The sequence below is a fragment of the Campylobacter sp. JMF_14 EL1 genome (assembly GCF_027737585.1).
Classification (GTDB): domain Bacteria; phylum Campylobacterota; class Campylobacteria; order Campylobacterales; family Campylobacteraceae; genus Campylobacter_B.
On sequence record NZ_JAOVTW010000004.1, the window covers coordinates 98,162 to 117,803 of the forward strand.

At 42.2% G+C, this 19,642-nt stretch carries 17 protein-coding genes; 15 read left to right on the forward strand and 2 right to left on the reverse strand.

The window, feature by feature from the left end:
• Positions 1-5 precede the first annotated feature (5 nt).
• On the reverse strand, positions 6-608 hold the full coding sequence (locus OFN73_RS06330) for a hypothetical protein (protein WP_270862710.1): 603 nt from the start codon (positions 606-608) through the stop codon (positions 6-8).
• A 96-nt stretch (positions 609-704) separates the two neighbouring features.
• On the opposite strand from OFN73_RS06330, the gene OFN73_RS06335 reads away from it, so the two are divergent.
• From OFN73_RS06335 to OFN73_RS06405, 15 genes are all read left to right on the forward strand, one after another.
• A complete protein-coding gene (locus OFN73_RS06335; RefSeq protein ID WP_270862711.1) occupies positions 705-1,262 on the forward strand; it encodes a TRAP transporter small permease subunit in 558 nt (185 codons plus the stop codon).
• On the forward strand, positions 1,262-2,623 hold the full coding sequence (locus tag OFN73_RS06340) for a TRAP transporter large permease (protein WP_270862712.1): 1,362 nt from the start codon (positions 1,262-1,264) through the stop codon (positions 2,621-2,623). The genes OFN73_RS06335 and OFN73_RS06340 overlap by 1 nt, the downstream gene beginning before the upstream one ends.
• A gap of 37 nt (positions 2,624-2,660) precedes the next feature.
• Positions 2,661-4,469, forward strand: coding sequence for a biotin/lipoyl-containing protein (locus OFN73_RS06345; RefSeq protein ID WP_270862713.1), 1,809 nt, complete (start codon positions 2,661-2,663; stop codon positions 4,467-4,469).
• A 159-nt stretch (positions 4,470-4,628) separates the two neighbouring features.
• The gene (gene pckA / locus OFN73_RS06350; RefSeq protein ID WP_270862714.1) at positions 4,629-6,212 is read left to right on the forward strand and encodes a phosphoenolpyruvate carboxykinase (ATP); all 1,584 of its coding nucleotides are present in this window, start codon (positions 4,629-4,631) and stop codon (positions 6,210-6,212) included.
• Positions 6,187-7,488, forward strand: a complete 1,302-nt coding sequence (locus OFN73_RS06355) for a CAP domain-containing protein (RefSeq protein ID WP_270862715.1) — start codon at positions 6,187-6,189, stop codon at positions 7,486-7,488. Before pckA ends, OFN73_RS06355 begins: the two co-directional genes overlap by 26 nt.
• Before the next feature lie 9 nt (positions 7,489-7,497).
• Positions 7,498-8,895 (forward strand): argininosuccinate lyase, encoded by a 1,398-nt coding sequence (argH, locus tag OFN73_RS06360; protein WP_270862716.1) that lies wholly within the window; start codon positions 7,498-7,500, stop codon positions 8,893-8,895.
• A complete protein-coding gene (locus tag OFN73_RS06365) occupies positions 8,865-9,536 on the forward strand; it encodes a uroporphyrinogen-III synthase (protein ID WP_270862717.1) in 672 nt (223 codons plus the stop codon). Before argH ends, OFN73_RS06365 begins: the two co-directional genes overlap by 31 nt.
• A 218-nt stretch (positions 9,537-9,754) precedes the next feature.
• Positions 9,755-11,002, forward strand: a complete 1,248-nt coding sequence (gene purD, locus OFN73_RS06370; protein WP_270862718.1) for a phosphoribosylamine--glycine ligase — start codon at positions 9,755-9,757, stop codon at positions 11,000-11,002.
• A 4-nt stretch (positions 11,003-11,006) separates the two neighbouring features.
• Complete coding sequence (locus tag OFN73_RS06375) at positions 11,007-11,453, forward strand: RDD family protein (protein ID WP_270862719.1); 447 nt, start codon at positions 11,007-11,009, stop codon at positions 11,451-11,453.
• Between the two features lie 28 nt (positions 11,454-11,481).
• The gene (locus OFN73_RS06380) at positions 11,482-13,689 is read left to right on the forward strand and encodes an LPS-assembly protein LptD (RefSeq protein ID WP_270862720.1); all 2,208 of its coding nucleotides are present in this window, start codon (positions 11,482-11,484) and stop codon (positions 13,687-13,689) included.
• Entirely contained in the window at positions 13,686-14,420 is a 735-nt protein-coding gene (locus tag OFN73_RS06385) for a phosphoribosyltransferase family protein (RefSeq protein ID WP_270862721.1), read from the forward strand. The genes OFN73_RS06380 and OFN73_RS06385 overlap by 4 nt, the downstream gene beginning before the upstream one ends.
• Positions 14,404-16,536, forward strand: a complete 2,133-nt coding sequence (locus OFN73_RS06390; RefSeq protein ID WP_270862722.1) for a polyribonucleotide nucleotidyltransferase — start codon at positions 14,404-14,406, stop codon at positions 16,534-16,536. Before OFN73_RS06385 ends, OFN73_RS06390 begins: the two co-directional genes overlap by 17 nt.
• 12 nt (positions 16,537-16,548) lie before the next feature.
• Entirely contained in the window at positions 16,549-17,403 is an 855-nt protein-coding gene (locus tag OFN73_RS06395; RefSeq protein WP_270862723.1) for a universal stress protein, read from the forward strand.
• A gap of 41 nt (positions 17,404-17,444) precedes the next feature.
• The gene (locus OFN73_RS06400; protein WP_270862724.1) at positions 17,445-18,608 is read left to right on the forward strand and encodes an MFS transporter; all 1,164 of its coding nucleotides are present in this window, start codon (positions 17,445-17,447) and stop codon (positions 18,606-18,608) included.
• Positions 18,605-19,096, forward strand: a complete 492-nt coding sequence (locus tag OFN73_RS06405; RefSeq protein WP_270862725.1) for a methylated-DNA--[protein]-cysteine S-methyltransferase — start codon at positions 18,605-18,607, stop codon at positions 19,094-19,096. The genes OFN73_RS06400 and OFN73_RS06405 overlap by 4 nt, the downstream gene beginning before the upstream one ends.
• A gap of 1 nt (position 19,097) precedes the next feature.
• On the opposite strand, the gene OFN73_RS06410 is transcribed toward OFN73_RS06405, so the two are convergent.
• Positions 19,098-19,502, reverse strand: coding sequence for a cyclophilin-like fold protein (locus OFN73_RS06410; RefSeq protein ID WP_270862726.1), 405 nt, complete (start codon positions 19,500-19,502; stop codon positions 19,098-19,100).
• Positions 19,503-19,642: the final 140 nt, after the last annotated feature.

Below are 19,642 nucleotides of genomic sequence, written 5' to 3' on the forward strand. Positions count from 1 at the left end.
AGGGGCTATCCCCTGCGCCTGATAAATCCCAAAACCACTCCCAAAACACAGACAAAAGCAAAAAATCCAAATACAATAAACCAAAGCGTAGGCAAACTTAGGCTTTTTGAGCTTACGAAAAGATACCAGCCGTCATTATAGGCGCTAATTAAATTCGCGCGCATACCGCTGATTTCGAAATTTGCAGGCGGTGTGGGTATATCAAAAGCGCAAGAATTATATGATTTAAAAAGCGAAATTCTATTTAAATCAAAACTCAAAAATTTATTCGCCCCAGCGCAGTTCATCACGCCGTCCATATCGCTACTAGCGCGCACTGCTTTGTGTAGATACGATAGGCTCTTTGCGCAAATTAGCCCCCCAAGCGCGCCATAAAACCACAAAAAATACCCACAAATCGCGCTTAGGCTATCCTTGCTAAATGCCACAAAAATCACGCCCAGAGCTAAAACGCACAGATCAAACCTAAGCCTAGCGCTGAAAATTTCAGGATACATAAACAAGAAATTTTGCAAAAAGCAGTATGAAAAGCAAACCCACAAACCCGCCCAAACTGCGCAAAATAGCAGAAATTTGCGAGAATATTTATTATTAAATTTTAAATACATTTTTATCCTTTTTTGCTCGTTATTTTATTATTTTTTGCGCTAAATTTCGATAAAATCGCAAGTTTATTTTGAAATTTAATACAAAAAGGTTCAAATTTGAGGAAAAATCTCCAAATTTTAGAAAAAATTTTCGATAGTTTTGCGAAAATTTTAGGTTTTTTTAGCATTGTTTTTTTAGCCCTTTTAGTCCTTTGCGTTTTTTACAATGTCGTTGCGCGCTATCTCTTTCCAAGCGCGAATTCTGTGGCTATGCAAGAGATTAGCTGGTGGCTGTTTTCGGCGATGTTTTTGTTCGGCTCGACCTATACTTTACAGCAAAATTCCCATGTCAGGGTCGATGTGCTATATGAAAAATTTCGCCCCAAAACAAAGGCGATTATCAATATTTTGGGCACAATCTTTTTTATCTTGCCATTTGTGGCGCTCGTGGCGTATTTTTCGCTAGATTTCGCGCTCGAAGCCTACGAGAGCAAAGAATCCAGCCCAAATCCTGGCGGATTAACGAATTTATGGATAATCAAATCATTTATTAGTCTATCTTATGTCTTTTTGTTTATTTATTCGTTTGGGTTTTTGATAAAAAATATAAATTTGCTAATCCACAACCACCACGGCGAATTTTTAGACGAAAATTCTAGCGCAAAGGCTGTGTGATGATAGGGATTATAATGTTTGGCGCAGCGCTTTTTATGCTGCTTTTGGGATTTCCGGTAGCCTTTACATTTGGGGCTGTGGCGGTGATTTTTGGATTTATTTATGGCGTGAGTGAGGCGTGGGAATACGCCGAGGGAAGCGAGGTTTTTACAGAGGCTATAAGCGAAATGAGTAACCAGTTTTTCTCTCTTATGCCAAACCGAATTTACTCAATTATGGAAAATCAGCTTCTAATCGCGGTTCCACTTTTTATTTTAATGGGTATGATTTTGCAAAAAACGCGCCTAGCTGAGAGGCTTTTGGAGTCAATGGCGTTTTTATTTGGCGGGGTTCGCGGTGGCGTAGCGATTAGCACTGTTTTGGTGGGTGCGCTTTTGGCGGCTACGACTGGAATCGTGGGTGCTAGCGTGATCGCTATGGGTATTATTAGCCTACCTGTGATGATGAAATACGGCTACGACAAAGCCCTATCCACCGGCACTATCGCAGCTTCTGGCACGCTTGGGCAGATTATTCCACCCTCAATCGTGCTAATCATTTTAGGCGATGTTTTTTCGGTATCAGTAGGCGAGCTATTTTCCGCAGCTATCGTGCCGGGGCTTGTTTTGGTGGGGCTTTATATAATTTTTATCCTCATAATCTCGTATGCCAAAAAAGACTGCGCGCCCGAGCTTCCTAAAATCGATGATGAAACCAAAGCTCGCCAAATTTTTAATGCTCTAAAAAATGTCGTGCCTGTTTTTGTGCTGATTTTGTTAGTTTTAGGCTCTATCTTTGGCGGTATCGCAACTCCGACAGAAAGCTCATCTGTGGGCTGTGTGGGCGCGATAATTTTGTCATTTTTATACCGCACATTTTCATTTTCGTTGCTTTACGACGCGCTTCGCCAAAGCGTGAAAATTTCAGGTATGGTTTTTATGATTTTAATGGGCGCAACAGCCTTTTCTATGATTTTTTCATACACAGGCGGGGACTATGTCGTGGAGGATTTCATGCACGCACTTCCTGGCAAAGAGTGGGGATTTATCGCGCTAACTATGATTGTCATCATAATTTTGGGCTTTTTCCTTGATTATGTTGAAATTTCATATATCATTTTGCCGATTTTATTCCCGATAGTCGAAGCGATGAATATAAATCCAGTTTGGTTTGCGATACTAATCGCTGTAAATTTACAAACATCATTTATGACGCCACCTTTTGGATTTTCGATATTTTTCCTAAAAGGTGTCGCGCCAAAATCAGTGCGCACGACAGACATTTATCGTGGAGTGTTGCCGTTTATCGGGCTTCAAATTTTAGTTCTTTTCGCCCTTGCGATTTATCCAGAAATTTTTGGATTAAAAGCTTTTTTAGGCTAGAAATTGTAGAATTTAGAATTATTTTAAAGGAGTTAGCATGAGCAAAAAATTTATTGATGTTATGGACACTACATTTCGCGATGGTTTCCAATCTGTCTTTGGTGCGCGTGTAGCGATGAAGGACTTTTTGCCAGCAGTGAGCGCGGCAAAAGAGGCTGGGATTAGACACTTTGAATTTGGCGGTGGAGCTAGATTTCAGAGTCTGTATTTTTATCTAAACGAAGACGCGTTTGCGATGATGGATAAATTCCGCGAAACCGTGGGAGACGAGGCAAACCTGCAAACCCTAGCCAGAGGCGTAAATACCGTTACGCTTGATACTGGTTCGCGCGAAATGATAGATATGCATGCCAAACTCTTTGCCAAACACGGAACTACGACTATTCGAAATTTTGACGCCTTAAACGATGTCGAAAATTTAAAATATAGTGGCGAGCGTATTAGAGCGCATGGCTTAAAACACGAAATTACCGTTACTATGATGGATTTGCCACCTCGTTGCTCTGGCGCACATGATCCTGAATTTTACGCTGGAATTTTGCGTAAAATTTTAGAGGCTGGAATTCCTTTTGATAGCGTTTGTTTCAAAGACGCTAGCGGAACTTCAAGCCCACAAAAGGTTTTTGAGACCGTAAGAAGAGCCCGCAAACTCCTAGGAAACGATATTCATATCAGACTTCACACCCATGAAACAGCTGGTGTTAGCGTGGCTTGCTATCAAGCAGCCCTAGCAGCAGGCGTCGATGGAATCGATCTAGCTGCTTATCCAGTCAGCGGAGGAACTAGCCAACCAGATATTTTGACGATTTTACACGCGACAAAGGGGCAAAATTTTGATTTTGGCTTTGACGCTGAGAAAATTTTAAAATACGAAGAGGTTTTGGAGGATTGTTTGAAGGATTATTTCTTGCCACCAGAAGCGACAATGGTAAGCCCGATAATCCCATTTTCGCCTATGCCAGGCGGTGCCCTAACCGCAAATACGCAAATGATGCGCGACAACAAAATCATGGATAAATTTCCAGCCGTTATTAAAGCTATGCGCGAAGTCGTCGAAAAGGGCGGTTATGGCACGAGTGTAACGCCTGTAAGTCAATTTTATTTCCAACAAGCATTTAATAATGTAATGTTTGGCGACTGGAAAAAAATCGCTGAGGGATACGGCAAAATGGTGCTTGGATACTTTGGCAAAACCCCAGTTGCCCCTGATAGCGAGGTCGTAAGATTAGCTAGCGAGCAACTTGGCTTAGAGCCTACTACCAAAAATGCCGTTGATTTGGCTGATTTAGACGAGACAAAGAGCATTGCTTATGCCAAAAAACAGCTAGAAGATGAAAATATCGAGCCAAGCGAGGAAAATATTTTTATCGCTCTTGCGTGCCGTGAAAAGGGCATTGCCTTCTTAAAAGGCGAGGGCAAGGTAATGATCCGCAAAAACGAAGCAAAAGAATCTAGCGAGAGTAGTGAGAAAAAGGCAAAATCTGATAAATTTGACATTAATGTCAATGGCAAAGCCTATGCGGTGGAATTTAGCGGAAATAAGGTCTTGGTAAATGGCGATAGCTATAATGTAAGTATTGGAAAAGGCGAAGAGCCAAGCGAGAGCAAAAACGAAACCAAATCAAGTGCAAATAGCGATGATATCGTGGCTAGCCTGCCAAGTAATGTGTTTAAAATTTTGGTCAAACCTGGCGAAAAAGTCGTAGCTGGTCAAACTGTAGTTGTGCTAGAAGCTATGAAAATGGAGATAAATATCGAAAGCCCAAGAGACGGCGAAGTCGCTGAAATTTTGGTATTCCAAGGTCAAAGCGTAGATGCCGACGAGCCACTAATTCACTTAAAATAACTTTTAAATTTAACTACCACAGGGGCGGAATTTAGCGGGTTTCGCCCCTTTTTAAATTTACAAAAACGATAAATTTACTTCAAATTCCACAATCCTAATAAAGGTTAATCAAATTTCGATATAATTACTTATTTATAATTTTTTAAAAAAGGATTTAAGATGAGAATTCCAAATGATTTTGAAAAACTAGGAATTAGTGGCGAAAAAGAAATTTTTTATAATCTTAGCTATGATGAGCTTTTCGAGCACGAAAAACGCGCAAACGAGGGAAAGGTAAGCGATAATGGCACCTTTATGGTCGATACTGGCATTTTTACAGGTAGAAGCCCAAAAGACAAGTATTTTGTAAAGCAAGATCCAAGCGCGAAATATATCAGCTGGGGCAAAATCAATCAACCGATTAGCAAAGAGCTTTTTGATAAACTTCTAGCAAAGGCCAAAAATCAGCTTTCAAACAAATCAATCTATGTCCAAGACGCGTATTGTGGCGCTAGCCTAAAAAGCCGTAAAAGCGTGCGTTTCGTAACCGAAGTAGCGTGGCAAGCGCATTTTGTAAAAAATATGTTTATCCGCCCAAGCGATGATGAATTAGCAAATTTCCACCCAGATTTCGTGGTTTATAATGCTTGCAAATGCGTAAATGAGGATTACGCCAAAGACGGGCTAAACTCAGATGTTTTTGTAATCTTTAATGTCGAGGAAAATGTCGCAGTCATCGGTGGCACATGGTATGGTGGCGAGATGAAAAAAGGAATTTTTTCTATGATGAATTACTGGCTACCATTAGAGGGCAAAATGTCAATGCACTGCTCAGCAAATGTCGGAGCTGGCGGCGACACTGCGCTATTTTTCGGACTATCAGGCACTGGCAAGACTACACTCTCTACTGATCCAAACCGCGCGCTAATCGGCGATGATGAGCACGGCTGGGACGATGAGGGTGTGTTTAACTTCGAGGGTGGTTGCTACGCAAAATGTATAAATCTCGATCCAAGCTCAGAGCCTGAAATTTATGGTGCGATTAAACGCAACGCACTTTTAGAAAATGTCGTAGCTGACGCAAACGGCAAGGTCGATTACGCTGATGGTAGCAAGACAGAAAATACCCGTGTAAGCTACCCAATCGAGCATATCGCAAACCACGAACCAAGCCTAAGCGCAGGACACCCAAAAAATATCATTTTCCTAAGCGCTGATGCATTTGGCGTTTTACCGCCTGTTGCAAAGCTTACAAAAGAACAAGCGATGTATTATTTCCTAAGCGGATATACTGCCAAAGTCGCAGGAACTGAGCGCGGTATTACCGAGCCTGTGGCGACTTTTAGTGCTTGCTTTGGTGAGCCGTTTATGCCGCTTCACCCGACAGTTTATGCAAAACTTCTAGGCGAGAAAATCGACAAACACGGCGTAAATGTATATCTAGTAAATACAGGTTGGAGCGGTGGAGCTTATGGCGTTGGCAAACGCATGAGCATAAAAGCAACTCGTGCTTGTATAAATGCAATCCTTGATGGAAGTATCACAAAATGCGAATTTGAAAATTTTGATAAATTTAATCTAGCCGTTCCAAAAGAACTAGCTGGCGTTGAGACAAAACTTCTAAATCCAGCCAACACTTGGGAAAATGCTGACGAATACGCAAAAACTCGCGAGAAATTAGCGAAAATGTTTGTAGAAAATTTCAAACGCTACGAAGATGTCAAAGAGGGCGTAGAGTATGCAAAAGCCGGCCCAAAAGCTTAAAATTTGGCTTTTGTTAGGCACTGCGGGCTTGTTTTTGGGTTGCAAAGGCGAGCCTGCGAATTTAAAAGAACCGCTTCCTAGTAAAAGCGGTTTTTCTTTTTATGATACGCCGATAAACTACATAAACTATATCCGCCAAAGCTCGAATTTAAATCCATTTGCGCCAAATTCGCTTTTAGACAAGGCTGCGCTAAATCACGCCAAATATGTCGTTACAAACGATGAAATCACTCACGATGAGAGCGAGGGAAGGCCTGAATTTAGCGGCAAAACCCCGAGCGATCGCGCATTTGCGGTAGGGTTTAACTCTGGGATTGTAGAAAATCTCTCTTACAACGCCCACGATATCAAAGCCTCAATCGACGGACTATTAAGCGCGATTTATCATCGTTTTGGGTTTTTGACATTTGACGCAAATCTTCTTGGCGTGGGATACTACGAGCAGGGCGAAAAATCTGCCTATGTCTATGAAATGGGAAATGAGTATTTAGAGGAAATTTGTGGTGGAGCAAAGAGCCAGAGTGGGGACGGCAAATTTATCATAGGGCTTTGCAAAAACAAAAGCCTTGCCATACGAAACGAAAACTACGAGCGCACCAGATCGCTAAATACCACGCTTTACGCGCATTATCCAAACAAAGAGCCCTCGCTTGCCTTTTTTAGCCACGAGCTTCCAGATCCCGTGCCAGAGTGCGCGATTACAGCAAATCCTATTAGCATAGAATTTCACCCCCAAGCCAAACCTGTGGAAATGCTCGAATTTAGGCTATTTAATAGCGAGGGAGCAGAGATTAAAGATACTAAAATTTTGGATAAAAAAAGCGATCCAAATAGACGATTTAATGACAAACAATTCGCGCTTTTTAGCAAGGAAGTGTTTAAATTCGACGCTACTTACACGGCGGAATTTAGCTATAAACAGGGCGAAAGGCAAGATAAAATTCGCTGGGATTTTACTACCCAAACCCCAAAATATGACTATTTTATAGTCAGTGGTGGAGAGAATTTAGCCATAAAAAACGGCAAATTTTACGATATATTTTTTGCGCCAAAAGATTGCAACGATGAGGTGAAAAACTACAAAACCAGCTACAATGGTGCAATTGACAAGCCCGAAATCAAAAATATCGCCACAAATATGCTAAGGGTGCGCGTAAATGGCGAGCGGGGCGCCAAGCTCGAAATCAGCACGGATAATGGCAGGGTAGTGAGCTTGTATCTAACAGACGAGCCAAAAAATTCTAGTTTGAAACGCAAAATTATAAATTTATTCTAAGGATTATTGATGAAAAAAATGTGGGAAGGCAGGTTTAGTGAGGCTAGTAGCGAACTTTTGGAGAGATTTAACGCTTCGATTATGTTCGATAGAGAGCTTTACGAGGACGATATCGCAGGCTCTATCGCTCATGCAAGCATGCTAGGCGATGCAGGAATTATCACCAAAGATGAAGCTAGCGCGATAAAATCTGGTTTGGAGCAAATTTTAGCCGAGATTAATGAGGGGAGGTTTGAGTGGAAAATCGCCGATGAGGATATCCACATGGCGGTAGAAAAACGCCTAAGCGAAATTGTGGGCAAAGAAATCGGCGGCAAGCTCCATACTGCGCGCTCTCGCAACGATCAAGTCGCCCTTGATTTCAGGCGTTTTGTAATGCGAAAAAACCGCGAAATTTCGGCTCAAATTTTAAATTTAATCAAAACCTTGCTTGAAATTTCAAACTCCCACGCAGATACGCTTATGCCGGGCTACACTCACCTTCAACACGCCCAACCTGTAAGCCTTGCCTTTCATTTGCTAGCTTACATTAATATGTTTAAGCGAGATTATGAAAGGTTTGTTTCAAGCTTTGAGCGCGGAAATTTCAGCCCGCTTGGCTCGGCTGCGCTTGCAGGCACCCCACACCGCATAAATCGCCACGCTACGGCTAGTGCGCTTGGATTTTATGCCCCTATGGAAAATGCTATGGACGGCGTGAGTGATAGAGATTTCGCCCTTGAAATTTTATTTAACATTAGCCTATTTTTCATGCACGCTTCAAGGCTGTGCGAAGAGCTGATTTTGTGGAGTTCGAGCGAATTTGGCTTCATCACTATCAGCGACGCGTATTCGACTGGAAGCTCGATAATGCCACAAAAGAAAAACCCCGATGTAGCCGAGCTAATCAGGGGTAAAACTGGCAGGGCGTATGGAAATTTAATGGGGCTTTTGACCGTTATGAAGGGGCTTGCTCTGGCGTATAACAAAGACATGCAAGAGGATAAAGAGGGTGTGTTTGATAGCGTAAAAGCGATTTTGGAGAGTGTTGCAATCTTAAATGAAATGCTAAAAACAGCCAAATTTAACAAAAAAAATATGCTAAGTGCGACTGAGCGTGGTCATTTAAGCGCGACTGATTTGGCGGATTTTTTGGTGCGAGAAAAGGGCGTGGCGTTTCGCGAGGCGCACTTCATCACCGGAAAATGCGTAGCCACAGCAGAGAGAGCAGGCAAGGATCTAAGCCAAATGAGCGCAGAAGAGCTTTGCGCGGTCGATGAGCGAATCACGCCTGATGCGCTTGCATTTTTGGGGCTAAAAGCTTCGATGGACGCTAGGAAATCTTTCGGCGGGGCTAGCAGTTCTAGCGTGCTAGCGCAGATCGCGAGTGTGCAAAAGTGGCTGGGCGAGAAGAGCAGCTCTATTTAGTTTCAAACACTAAATTTGACGATGAGAGGGTGATTTGGCTAAATTTATGCGAGATAAAATTTCACAAATTTAGCATAAATTCCAAATTTGACGCACTTATTTTTACCTCGAAAAATGGTGTAAAAGCGCTTAAATTTAATGGTATCAAATTTAGCGAAAATATCCAAATTTACGCCATTGGCAAGGCGTGTGCTGATGAGATAGAGGACCAGGGATACAAAAATATTTTCGTAGCGCAAAACTCCCATGGCGACGAGTTTGCGCGCGAGATTGCCACGCATTTAAAGGGCAAAAGCGTGCTTTATATCAGCGCCAAAGACAGAGTGTCGAATTTGCCCCAAATTTTGCACGAAAATGGCGTAAATTTAACCCATATAATCGGCTATGAAAACAGACCCAAAAAAGCTAGCATTTCGCAAAAACCAGCCACAAATTCCGTGATAATTTTTACTTCGCCACTAAATGCGAAAAGTTTTATCTCGAATTTTGGCTGGGATAGCTCGTATGAGGCGATTTGCATAGGAAATAGCACGGCTAAAATTTTATCTAAATTTACAGAGCCTATAATCAGCGAAAATCAAAGCATAAAAGCGTGTGTGGATTTGGCGTTTGCTTGTATTTTAAGGCAAAAAAACATATAATTTCGCTTGCCTGGGTGATGCGCCAGCGTTATTTATGAGGGTCTAACATATTTTAGTAGGCGACGATGTGATTTGCCGGTGTGACGCGGCTCGGTTTGAGGCTCTGAGCTTACGGGTTGCGACCTAAGGGCTTGTCCTAGTTGCAAGATTGGCTTTGTTTTAGGCCGAATCTTTTTCACGCAACGCTCACTTGGGCTATTTTTACACGGAGTTTTACCTTGAAAATTTTAATCATCGGCAGTGGTGGCAGAGAATACGCTATCGCACTTAGACTAAAAGAGGATAAAAATGTTTCAAATCTATATTTTGCCCCAGGAAATGGCGCGACTAGCGCACTTGGCGAAAATTTGGATTTGAAAACTTTTGAGGAACTTGCAAATTTTGCGAAAGACAACAAAATCGATTTGACGATTGTAGGCCCAGAAGATCCGCTTACAAAGGGCATTGTCGATGTATTCAAATCAAGAGGTCTAGTGATTTTCGGACCAAGCAAAGCGGCAGCTCGTTTAGAGGGCTCAAAAGCCTATATGAAGGAGTTTTTGGCTCGTAACGCTATCCGCACCGCTAGATTTTTAAACAGCGATAATTTCGAGGAAATTTCTAAATTTATCCACACCCTAGATGAAAAAGTCGTAGTCAAAGCCGACGGGCTTTGCGCAGGCAAAGGCGTAATAATCGCTCAAAATCACGATGAGGCCAGAGACGCGGCATGGGAAATGCTAAAAGGCAGTTTCGGAGATGCTGGCAAAACCGTGGTTGTCGAGGAGTATTTAGACGGGTTTGAGCTTAGCTTTTTTGCGATTTGCGACGGGGATAATTTCGTCTCTTTGCCAGTAGCCCAAGATCACAAACGATTGCTAAACCGCGATCAGGGTCCAAATACAGGCGGTATGGGCGCATACGCTCCAAGCCCGCTAGCAGATGAGGCCCTGATAAAAAGGGTCGAAAACGAAATCGTAGCTCCGACTCTAAGAGGTATGAAAAAAGACGGCAATCCGTTTTGCGGAGTGCTTTTTGTGGGGCTTATGATCGTGGGCGGAGTGCCGTATGTGCTCGAATACAATGTCAGATTTGGCGACCCTGAGTGCGAGGTTTTGATGCCTTTAATCGACGGAAATTTAAGCCAAATTTTATACGATGCAGCCACTGGCAAGCTAACAGACATCAAACTCCGCGATAAATTCGCCGTTGGTGTCGTAAGTGCTAGCGAAAATTACCCTTACAAATCTACGCCAAAAACAAAGATTAATTTAGGCAAAATTCCGGCTAACACTCACATTTGTTACGCTGGCGTTAGCGAAGAAAACGGCGAAATTTACGCAGACGGTGGAAGAGTTTTGGTAAGTGTGGGTGTAGCTAATAATATCAGAGAAGCGCGAAATTTAGCCTATGAATTAGTCAAAAATATAGAATTCGAAGGTTCTCAACACCGAAGCGATATCGCATATCAGGCACTTAGGGATTAATTAGGTGTTAGCTAGTCTTCCTAAGAGAATTTTTGCCTTTATTTTAGATGAGGTGATTATGGGCGTGCTTTTTACCTTTATGCTCATTAGCACAGCTTCCGAGCCCTTGCTTGCGGCCTCACAGATGAGCGGAAGCGACCCAATGGCGCTAAATAACGCAATCGCGCCGTATTTGCCCTATCTAGTAATGGTGAAATTTTTATATCACGCGATATTTGTATATTTTTATGGCGCGACTTTGGGTAAGCTAGCTCTAAAAATAAAAGTCATCAGCGCAAGGGACGAAAACGAGAAGCTTAGCTTTGGCGTTTGCGCGTTTAGATCGGGCGTTAGGCTTGTTAGCGAAACAGCATTTTATATCGGATTTTTGTTTGCGTTTTGGACGAAATTTCGTCAGAGTTTGCAGGATTTGGCAGCAAAAACCTTGGTGGTAGAAATTGAAAAAAAGTAAAATTTTAATATTAACATTTGGTGCGTTAGTGGCAAATTTGCTTAACGCAAAGGTGCAAAATGTCGAGTTAATCGCCGATAATGTAGAGCGAAATGGCTTTTTAACCATAGCCAGAGGTAATGTAACTGTCTATTCACAGGACTATTTTCTCACGGCCGATCGCGCCACTTATGATGAAAAAAACGAAATAATCGAACTTTTTGGCAATGTAAATGCTATGCATGGAGATAACGAAACCACCAGAGCCGAATACATTAAAATCGATCTTAAAAACAACACCCAAGAGGGTAAAGCGACCTTTATGATGGATAAGGACGCTGAGCTTTGGATGCAAAATGATGAGAGTTGTAGTGATAGCGAGTATTACCGTGTCAAGGGCTCTGTGATATCTAGCTGTAATGTCAATGATCCAGACTGGAAAATCAAATTTAGCAGTGGCAAGCTAAATAAAGAGAGCAAATTTTTACACCTTTTCAACCCTAGATTTTATATCGGCGATGTACCTGTGTTTTATCTGCCGTATTTTGGTGTGCCTACTGATACTACCCGCAGAACCGGTCTCTTGCCACCAGAGGGCGGATATATCGGTGATGAGGGCGTGTATTATAAACAGCCGATTTATTTCGCGCCGTATGATAGCTGGGATTTGCAGTTAGACCCGCAGGTTCGTTCGCGCCGTGGTTTTGGTGTGTATGGGACATTTAGGTTTGCGGATTCTCCGTATTCAAGGGGCGAAATTCGTGGCGGTGTGTTTGATAATTTCACCCGCGCCCAAGAACGCTTAGAGTATAAAAATGAAAAACACCACGGATACGAGATCGAATACGATAGAAGCAAGCTAGCTGGATACCTAATCGACGGAAATTTCAAAGAAAATTTATGGATTGACTTTACGAAATTAAACGACCTTGAATACTATGATTTAAAGAGCAAAGGTGGTGTCGATGAGGACGATAACGCGCTAGTAACCTCTAAGCTAAATTATTATTTAACGACAGACGATCACTATTTTGGGCTTTATGGCAGGTATTATATCGATACTAGCAAGCTTAACCAAGATAGTGTCTTCCAAAACCGCGACACAGTCCAAGAGCTACCGACTGCGCAATATCATAAATTTATCGATGATTTGTTCGTGCCAAATTTGCTTTATTCTGTGGATTTAAAGGCGCGAAATTTCACCCGCCAAGAAGGCGTTACCGCACGCCAATACGAGCTTGATATTCCGCTTAGTTATAGCGATAGATTTTTGGGCGATTATTTGGGGCTTAGCGTGAGCGAGCGTGTGTATATGACGCATATAGATTGGAGCGATAAATACTACTACGCAAATGGCGAGCTAGAAGCCGATAAAAGCACATTTTACGCCAATCAATACACCGAATTTTCAGCATTTACGGATTTAGCCAAGGCGTATGAGAGCTTTTATCATACTATGACTTGGAGAGCTGATTTGAGAATTCCTGGCTGGCAAAAGGGCGAGATTGATAAGAGAATTTTGAAATCTCACCAATACGAATACGATGAAAAAAATGGAAATTTGCGCAAATCCCGCTTGGCAAGGTTACAAGATTCGCTTTATTGGGAGGATAATTTCCTTGGTGAGCTAGCCGAAGAATATACGCACGAAAATATCGCCCTTGGCATGACACAGTATTTTTACGACGAAAATGGGCGCAAATTTATCCGCCACTCGGCTAAACAAAGCTATGATTTTGACGATGAAGAGCTGGGAAATTTTAACCATAGATTTGATATTTATTTCGCAAATGGGCTAAATTTAGGCAATCGTTTCACATACTCACACAAATATGATAGTTTTAGTAAGGTTCAAACCTACGCAAACTACTCGAATTCTGATTTTAGCGCGAGCATAAGCCACGCTTATACCTACGATCAATTCGGCGACGAAAACGAAAAACGCTACAAAAAAGACAACTACACAATCGCAAATTTAAGCGCGAATTTGCCAGGAAATAACAAAATTTTCGGGCGCTGGGAGTATGATTTGGCTAGGTCGTATTCAAAAATGTGGAGGCTAGGTATCACGCATACGAGAAAGTGCTGGAACTACTCTTTCGTCTATCAAGAAGACATCGAGCCAAAAAACACGAGCAATGCTGATTACACCAAGGCTAAAAAAGAGCATGGATTTTACTTTTTCGTAAATTTCTACCCATTTGGTGGGGTTGGATATGATTTTTCGGTTGATACCGAGTATGGTGAAGCGCAATGATACCAAGAGCGGAATTGATGTTTGAAAACGAAGTAGAAGCGGCCGAAAAGCTAGCTGAAATTCTGCCCTCAAACGCGGTAAAAAACGAAAATTTCCTAATCATAGCCCAGTCGTTATCATCGATTTATTTGGTAAAAAGACTATCTGAAAAGTTAAATTTAAGCTATGAATTTTTATTTAGCGAGATGATTTATGCGCCAAATAATCCAGAGTGCGTGATAGCCTGTGTGAGCGAAACGCAAGAGATAGTTTTCATAGATGAGCTTGTCAAAAGCTTTGGGATAAGTTTGGATTATATTTACGGGCAGGCTAGCCGCAAATATGAGGAAAAAATTTTAAAAAATGTCTATAAATTTCGCAAGGGTGCGCTCTTGCCTGACTTGGCTAGAAAAAATGTAATCTTAGTCGATGAGGGTTGCGAGAGTGGGCTTACGACGATGACATGTATAAAAACCCTAATCAAGTTAAATGCAAAGACGATTTTTTATGCTACGCCGGTTATTAGCACTGATAATGCCGAAGAGATAGAAGCCGCGGTAGATGGGCTATACGCCGTGCATAAAATAAAAGATTTTGTAAATGTGGATTTTTATTACAAAGAGAAAAAAGAGGAAAAAGCCGAGGATATTATGCAAATTTTAAATAATTGCGAATTTTACCTACCATTTCACAAAGAAAAAAACATTGATAAAAACGAAAACAAGGAGAGTAACAATGCAGTGCAAGATTGATGTAAATAATCAATTAGAAATTTTTGACATAGACAAGGTCGCAAAACAAGCAGCGGGTGCTGCGCTTATGCGTGTGGGTGATACTGTGGTCTTAGCTACGGTTGCTAGGGAAGATAAACAAGTAGAAGAGGATTTTTTGCCACTAACCGTGCAATATATCGAAAAAATGTATGCCGTGGGAAAAATCCCTGGCGGATATATCAAAAGAGAGACCAAGCCGGGCGATTTTGAGACGCTAACTAGCCGTATTATAGATCGCTCACTTCGCCCCCTTTTCCCAAAAGGATATGCCTATCCTACTCAAATCGTAGTTTATGTCCTTTCAGCAGATCCTGAGGTGGATTTGCAGGTTGTGAGCCTAAATGCGGCAAGTGTGGCGCTATATCTAAGCGATATTCCTATGAAAGCCCCAGTGTGTGGTGTCAGAGTAGGTCGCATAGATGGCGAGTTTGTGCTAAATCCGTCAAATTCAGCCCTTAAAAAATCAGCCCTTGATTTGTATGTAGCTGGCGTGGGCGACGAGCTTTTGATGATTGAGATGCGCTCGCTCCCTCAAATCGTAGATGGCGTCCAAAGCATGAACGAACTACCAGAGGATTTGACAGCCCAGGCGATAAATTTCGCTGCTAAGGCTATCGAAGAGGGCTCTCGCAAATACGAGGAAGCGTTTTTGGCGCTTAAAAAACCAGACGCAAATTTAGAGTATAAACCAGAAATCGAAGATGAAAATATCGCCAAATATATCGACGAAAACTATAAAGACGCCGTAAAAGAGGCGATTAATCAAATGGCAAAAAGCGAGCGCGCAACCGAGCTAAATAAAATTGTAGATAAAATTTTAACTGATGAAATCGCGGTGCAAAACGAGTGGCAAAAAGAAGTAGTAACAAATGTCATTGGCAAATACAAACGCCAAATCATACGCACTCAAATCATCGAAGAGCGTCGTAGAGCCGACGGACGCGCGCTAAATGAGGTGCGCCCAATCAGCATTGAGACAAACATTTTGCCACGCGCGCACGGCTCATGCCTCTTTACCCGTGGTCAAACACAGGCTTTGGTGGTGGCAACTCTGGGCGGAGATAGCGACGCTCAGCTTAGCGATAGCCTAACTAGCCCAGAACCGATAGCTGAAAAATTTATGTTTAATTACAACTTCCCTGGATTTTGCGTAGGCGAAGCAAGCCCGCTAAAAAGCCCAGGCCGCAGGGAGCTAGGACACGGAAATTTGGCAAAACGAGCGATTTTTCCAAGCATTGATATAAATTCGCCTCAATCAATGCGCGTAGTAAGCGAAATTTTAGAGAGCAACGGATCTAGCTCAATGGCGTCAGTATGCGGTGGCGCACTATCGCTTCGCGCAGCTGGTGTAAAAACCATAAAACTAGTCGCAGGTGTCGCAATGGGACTAATCTTTGAGGGCGAAAAACACGCGATTTTGACTGATATTATGGGCTTAGAGGATCACGACGGGGATATGGATTTCAAAGTCGCTGGTAGCAACGACGGAATCACCGCGCTTCAAATGGATATCAAGCTTGGCGGAATTAGTCTAGAAGTGCTAAAAGAGGCGCTAGCACAAGCCAAAGAGGGCAGGGCGCATATATTAAATTTAATGGAGGAAGCAAACGCAAATATCGTAATCAACGAAGCCGTGCTTCCAAAACTCGAAATTTTCAGCGTCGATCCTAGCAAAATCGTCGATATCATCGGTCAAGGCGGAAAAACGATTAAGGAAATTACCGAAAAATTTGGCGTTAGCATTGATTTGGATCGCGAAAAAGGTGAGGTTAAAATCCAAGGCGCGAACAAAGACGGCGTCGATGGCGCAAAAGAGAGAATTCTCTCTATCGTTTCAAATTCGAAAGATTTCCGCAAACCGCGTGGCGATAGAGGCGATAGGCACGAGCGCAAAGAGGTAAAATTTGAAATCGGCGAGGAATTTGACGGCGTAGTGCAAAGCTCGCTAGATTTTGGCACATTTATTTCACTTCGCGACGGCGTAGATGGGCTTTTAAGAGCGAAATTTATCACAACTCCGTTTAAACCGGGCGATGTGGTTAGAGTGCGCGTAACAGAGCAAAAAGGCAGTAAAATTTCACTTGAATTAGTGTAAAAAGGAGGCAAAATGGAGCTTAAAAAACTTTTTTTTCCAATCGGTGGTGGCGAAGAGTTAGAGGGCAGAATTCGTGGTGCGTTGCTTGTGAATAAATTTTTTGGCACACACATGAATATCATGGCGTGCCAGCTAGATCCTAAGATGATTTATAATGTCCGCATGACGCTAAAAGGCGGAGTTTTGATGGACGAGTTTTTGGAGTCGGCAAACGAGGAGATGAAGGCTGAGCGCGATGAAATCGGCGCAGTTTTCGAGGCAGAGTGCAAAAAAATCGGCCTTGATATGCACGAAGACGAGAGAGTGGGAAATAGTGCTTGCTTGCGCCATTTGGTAGGAATCCGCTCTGAGCTAGTTGAAAAGCACTCTAAATACTGCGATCTTGTCGTAGTCTCAGTGCCCCCAACAGGCACGATTACAGGCACTTTCGAGGCGGCTGTTTCAAAAAGTGGCAAGCCTTGTGTCGTAATCCCAAGAGAGCTAAAAAGCTTTAAGGCTGATAAAATTTTGGTCTCTCTTACAGGCACGGCTGCAAGTGCCAGAGCGCTCGATCACTCGCTAGATTTGCTCAAAAAAGCGCAAAATGTCACAATCATCACAGCCAATCACTATCTCCAAGATAGCGCAGAAGAGACTAAGCGCAGAATAACTGAGTATTTGGCACTACATGATGTGAAAGTCGATAAATTCGAGCTTTTAAACATTGACGGCAAAATTCCAGGTCAGGTTTTGATAGACTATGCAAACAACGGCGGATACGATTTAATCGTCGCTGGACTTCACTCAAACACTGGAATTAAGGAAATTCTGCTTTCAGGAACGAGCAAATTTTTCTTGCAAAATACGCAAATTCCTGTTTTAATGTAAATTTTATATGGGATTTTCCCATATAAAATCCTAAATTTAAAATGAAAAACAAATTTGTCTATATTTTGGCATTTTCGCATTTGTGCTGTGATATAAACCAAGGCGCGCTTGTGGCGATTTTGCCGTTTTTGATAGCTAGTTATCACTACGATTACGCAACCGCTGCAAGCCTAGTCATGGTCTCAAATATCGTTGGTTCGCTAATCCAGCCCGTTTTTGGCTCACTCGCTGATAAGAAAAACACCCCTTACATTATCCCGCTAGGTCTTATTTTAGCAGGTGGCGGTATCGCGCTAAGTGGCGTTGCGCCTTCATTTGCCGTGCTTTGCGCGGTCGTGATGATCACAGGAATTGGCGTGGCGATGTTTCACCCACAAGCCGCAAGAGCCATAAATAAATGCTCTAATCCGCACAACAAAGCCCAAAATATCGGTATTTTCTCATTTGGTGGGATTTTGGGATTTTCTTTGGGACCGCTTTTTATGACGGCGATTATTAGTGCATTTGGGCTAAAAGGGACACTAATTTTCATAATTCCGCAAATTTTAATTAGCACCCTGTATAAAATTTTTTACGCCGAATTTAAAAGACTTGGCGAAATTACACCCAAAACAGCCACAACCACCCAAACTAACGGCGTCGATGACTGGGGCGGATTTTATAAACTCATGGCGTTAATCTGTGGGCGTTCTATCATTTTTCACGGATTTAATACATTTTTGGCGCTTTATTTTATCTACGAATTTGACCAAAGCAAGGCTTACGCAAACACGCTATTAAGCGCATATATCGGCGTAAGCGCGATTTTTACCCTTCTTGGTGGCAGATTTGCCGATAAATTCGGCTTTACAAAGATGATAAAAATCTCATTTCTCTGCCTTTTGCCGATTATGATAATGCTAGCAACCGCGCAAAATTTGGGCTTTGCCGTGGTTTTATTAGCACCGCTTGGCATTTTTCTAGCACTTTCTTATAGTCCGATTATCGCGCTTGGACAGGGCTATTTGCCTAACCGCGTTGGGCTTGCTTCTGGCGTTACATTTGGGCTGACCGTTAGCATTGGTGGGATTTTTGCGCCGATTTTGGGGCTGATAGCCGATAAATTTGGGCTAGGATATGTTTTATACACGCTTTGCGGTGTTTGCGTTGTGCCACTAATCATGGCGTTTTTCTTGCCAAATTTAGAAAAAAAGCAAAGCTTATGAAATATTTTTGGCGTTATAACTCCCCGCTTGGCGAAATTTTTATGCAAAGCGATGGAGCAAATTTAACAGCACTTAAATTTGGCAAATTTAGCGATTTTGGCGCAGAATTTAAAGAGCAAAATTTGCAAATTTTTGAAGATACACGCGCTTGGTTGGATATTTATTTTAGCGGAAATTTACCAAATTTCACACCTAAAATTTCACTAATTGGCAGCGAATTTCAGCTTGAAATTTGGCGCATTTTAATGCAAATTCCTTTTGGGATTACCACGACTTACGGCGAGATTGCGCGCAAAATCGCACTAAAAAGACAAATCCCAAAAATGTCCGCCAGAGCCGTAGGTAGGGCAGTGGGAGCAAATCCAATTGCGATAATTATCCCTTGCCACCGAGTTATCGGCAGTGGCGACAAACTCACAGGCTACGCATACGGAGTGGATAAAAAAGAGTTTTTGCTAAATTTAGAAAATGCGAAATTTAGGGCTTAATTTAATCCGCTTTTTGGATTAAAACTCTCTCGCATTTTATGATTTCATCAAAACCGCTTTCGAATTTACCGAGATTTATGACGCCTTCGTAGTATGGCTGAGGTTTGTAGTAAAGTACCAAATTTCCCCATGGCGAGAAATAGCCAAGATCGCCAACCTTGCCGTCCGAACTAGGATCGCCGGCAAAATTTAATCGCACGGGTAAATCTGCGATTTTTTCTCGCCCTGCGTAATCTTTCAAATTTAACTCTAATGGCAAATTTTCATAAAAACTCTTTGCCGCGCTAGTATCGCCCAAAACAGCCACCGCGCGGACATTTTCACAGCTAAATTCTACTCTCATCTCGCTCCCAAATGCTAAATTTATTCCCAAAATCACGGCAAAAAATAGTTTAAAAACTCTCATTTTTATCCTTTCAAAAATTTGGCAAATTTGGGTAAATTTGCCAAATTTATGGGAAATTATTTCAAATTTGCTTTGAAAAATTCTTCAAATTTATCAAACGGGATTTTTTTATCATACAAATCCGTGTGACTTGCGCCCGA

What these genes read in the sequence shown, in the direction of transcription:
- argH (WP_270862716.1), top strand. Translation starts at nt 7,498, where the DNA reads ATGAAAAAAATGTGGGAAGGCAGGTTTAGTGAGGCTAGTAGCGAACTT.
- OFN73_RS06400 (WP_270862724.1), top strand. Translation starts at nt 17,445, where the DNA reads ATGAAAAACAAATTTGTCTATATTTTGGCATTTTCGCATTTGTGCTGT.
- OFN73_RS06345 (WP_270862713.1), top strand. Translation starts at nt 2,661, where the DNA reads ATGAGCAAAAAATTTATTGATGTTATGGACACTACATTTCGCGATGGT.
- OFN73_RS06330 (WP_270862710.1), bottom strand. Translation starts at nt 608, where the DNA reads ATGTATTTAAAATTTAATAATAAATATTCTCGCAAATTTCTGCTATTT.
- OFN73_RS06340 (WP_270862712.1), top strand. Translation starts at nt 1,262, where the DNA reads ATGATAGGGATTATAATGTTTGGCGCAGCGCTTTTTATGCTGCTTTTG.
- OFN73_RS06405 (WP_270862725.1), top strand. Translation starts at nt 18,605, where the DNA reads ATGAAATATTTTTGGCGTTATAACTCCCCGCTTGGCGAAATTTTTATG.
- OFN73_RS06390 (WP_270862722.1), top strand. Translation starts at nt 14,404, where the DNA reads ATGCAGTGCAAGATTGATGTAAATAATCAATTAGAAATTTTTGACATA.
- OFN73_RS06385 (WP_270862721.1), top strand. Translation starts at nt 13,686, where the DNA reads ATGATACCAAGAGCGGAATTGATGTTTGAAAACGAAGTAGAAGCGGCC.
- OFN73_RS06395 (WP_270862723.1), top strand. Translation starts at nt 16,549, where the DNA reads ATGGAGCTTAAAAAACTTTTTTTTCCAATCGGTGGTGGCGAAGAGTTA.
- OFN73_RS06410 (WP_270862726.1), bottom strand. Translation starts at nt 19,502, where the DNA reads ATGAGAGTTTTTAAACTATTTTTTGCCGTGATTTTGGGAATAAATTTA.
- pckA (WP_270862714.1), top strand. Translation starts at nt 4,629, where the DNA reads ATGAGAATTCCAAATGATTTTGAAAAACTAGGAATTAGTGGCGAAAAA.
- OFN73_RS06355 (WP_270862715.1), top strand. Translation starts at nt 6,187, where the DNA reads ATGCAAAAGCCGGCCCAAAAGCTTAAAATTTGGCTTTTGTTAGGCACT.